This window comes from Bacillus haikouensis (genome assembly GCF_013179555.1).
GTDB lineage: Bacteria > Bacillota > Bacilli > Bacillales > Bacillaceae_B > Rossellomorea > Rossellomorea haikouensis_A.
The window spans coordinates 1-2,981 of record NZ_JABMCR010000394.1; the positions used below are offsets into that span (position 1 = coordinate 1).

Annotated in this window: 1 protein-coding gene; it reads left to right on the plus strand. The window is 44.8% G+C overall.

The genetic code is table 11. The annotated features are described in order from the left end of the window. Positions 1–2,981, plus strand: a 2,981-nt coding sequence (pyc, locus tag HP456_RS22090; protein ID WP_172255124.1) for a pyruvate carboxylase, incomplete at both ends; no start/stop codon positions are given.

A 2,981-nucleotide genomic window follows, 5' to 3' on the forward strand; every position in this document is an offset into this window, starting at 1 on the left:
TCATTCCACTCATTTAGATATGTTTGGAGATAAGGTCAAAGCAAGGAAGCAAGCCCAGCTTGCGAACATACCTGTCATCCCGGGAAGCGACGGACCGGTATCCACACTGGAAGAAGTCATCAGCTTCGGAAAGGAAGCGGGCTTCCCTATCATCATCAAAGCTTCGCTCGGGGGCGGAGGCCGTGGTATGCGTATCGTAAGAAACCTTGAAAGCCTTAAGGAAGCTTACGAACGTGCAAAATCTGAAGCCAAGGCAGCGTTTGGAAATGATGAAATTTATGTAGAAAAATTCGTAGAGAACCCTAAGCATATCGAGGTACAAATCCTTGGAGATGAAGATGGTAACATAGTCCATCTGTATGAACGTGACTGTTCCATTCAGCGACGTCATCAAAAAGTAGTGGAAATCGCACCGTCTGTATCCCTTAGCGAACAACTGAGAGACGATATTTGTGAAGCTGCTGTACGCCTGATGGATAACGTAAAGTACGTGAATGCTGGAACTGTTGAATTCTTAGTGGCGAACAACGAATTCTTTTTCATAGAAGTCAACCCGCGTGTTCAAGTCGAGCATACGATTACGGAGATGGTCACAGGTGTGGACATCGTTCAATCCCAGCTTCTGATTGCTGAAGGTCATGCTCTCCACAGCAGTATATTGGGAATACCGCACCAAGAAGATGTTCAGTTGAACGGATTTGCCATTCAGTCACGGGTGACGACTGAAGATCCGCTTAATAACTTCATGCCGGATACAGGAAAGATCATGGCTTACCGTTCCGGTGGAGGATTCGGTGTCAGGCTGGATGCCGGGAATGGTTATCAGGGAGCGGTTGTTACACCATACTATGATTCCTTGCTGGTAAAACTCTCAACTTGGGCGTTAACATTTGAACAAGCTGCATCTAAAATGGTCAGAAATCTTCAAGAATTTAGAATTCGCGGTATCAAGACCAATATTCCTTTCCTGGAGAATGTCGTCAAGCATGAAAATTTCATCTCAGGGAAATATGATACATCATTTATCGATACAACTCCTGAATTATTCATTTTTCCTAAACGGAAAGACCGAGGTACGAAAATGCTCTCTTATATCGGAAACGTGACAGTGAACGGCTTCCCTGGAGTAGAAAAGAAGAAAAAACCTGTATTTTCGAAGCCGAGGATACCAGTTATTGACCTCATTGATCCAGTAAAACCGGGTACTAAACAAATTCTTGAGGAGCACGGTGCAGACGGTTTGGTAAACTGGGTAAAGGATCAGAAATCCGTGCTATTGACGGATACGACTTTCCGTGATGCCCACCAATCGCTGCTCGCCACCCGCGTGAGAACCAATGACCTTAAGCAGATTGCAGAACCGACATCGAATCTGCTACCGGATATGTTCTCCTTTGAAATGTGGGGAGGCGCAACATTTGATGTTGCATACCGTTTCCTGAAGGAAGATCCATGGAACCGGTTATTAACATTAAGGGAACGTATCCCGAATGTATTATTTCAAATGCTGCTGAGAGCTTCAAATGCAGTAGGGTACAAAAACTATCCTGACAATGTCATCAGGGAGTTCGTAGAGAAATCCGCTTTTGCTGGAATCGATGTCTTCAGGATCTTCGACAGCTTGAACTGGGTGAAAGGGATGGAAGTCGCAATAGATTCCGTTAGACAGAGTGGAAAGATAGCTGAGGCAGCTATTTGCTACACAGGAGATATCGAAGATCCGACGCGTACCAAATACGATATCGATTATTATAAGAATCTTGCTAAAGAATTGGAAGCGAGCGGAGCACATATTCTGGCCATAAAAGACATGGCAGGATTATTAAAACCACAATCGGCTTACAGGCTCATTTCGGAATTAAAGGATACGGTAAACCTTCCTATTCATCTTCATACACATGATACAAGCGGTAACGGGATTTATACGTATGCAAGGGCTGTGGATGCAGGGGTTGATATCGTCGACACTGCCCTCAGTACAATGTCTGGCCTTACATCACAGCCGAGTGCAAATACCCTGTATTATGCATTGAAAGGCACTGAAAGAGAACCGAAAATCAACATCAATTCACTGGAATCCCTGTCCCATTATTGGGAGGATGTGCGAAAGTACTATACTGATTTCGAAAGCGGAATGATGGCGCCCCATCCTGAGGTTTATAAACACGAAATGCCAGGCGGCCAATACAGCAACCTTCAGCAGCAGGCCAAAGCTGTCGGCCTTGGTGACCGCTGGGAGGAAGTGAAGGTGATGTATGCAAGAGTCAATCACCTGTTTGGCGATATCGTCAAGGTAACACCTTCGTCAAAAGTAGTGGGTGACATGGCCCTGTTCATGGTGCAGAATAATCTTTCAGAAGAAGATGTGATTGAAAAAGGGGAAAAAATCGACTTCCCGGATTCAGTCGAGGAACTTTTCGAAGGATATCTTGGACAGCCGCATGGCGGCTTCCCGGAAAAACTGCAAAAAGTCGTCCTGAAAGGAAGAAATCCATTGACTGTCCGTCCGGGTGAACTCTTGGATGATGTCGACTTCACGAAATTAAAAGAGAAACTTTATGAGCAGCTAAACCGCCCCGTTACAAGCTTTGATGCTCTTGGATATGCATTGTATCCGAAAGTGTTCTCTGAGTATGCGCAAACACTTGAACAGTTCGGTGATATATCCAAATTGGATACTCCTACATTCCTGTTCGGCATGAGGCTTGGCGAAGAAATTGAAGTGGAAATTGAAACTGGTAAGACGTTGATCGTTAAATTGGTTTCCATCGGCCAGCCGCAGGCGGACGGTACAAGAGTCGTTTATTTTGAATTAAATGGACAGCCCCGTGAAATTGTTATTAAAGATGAAAACATTAAATCCACAGTGGCCACCAAAAGAAAAGTGGATCCGAAAGATGAGAGTCATATCGGTGCTTCGATGCCTGGAACTGTCATCAAAGTGATAGTCGATAAGGGAGAAATGGTAGAGAAAGGAGATC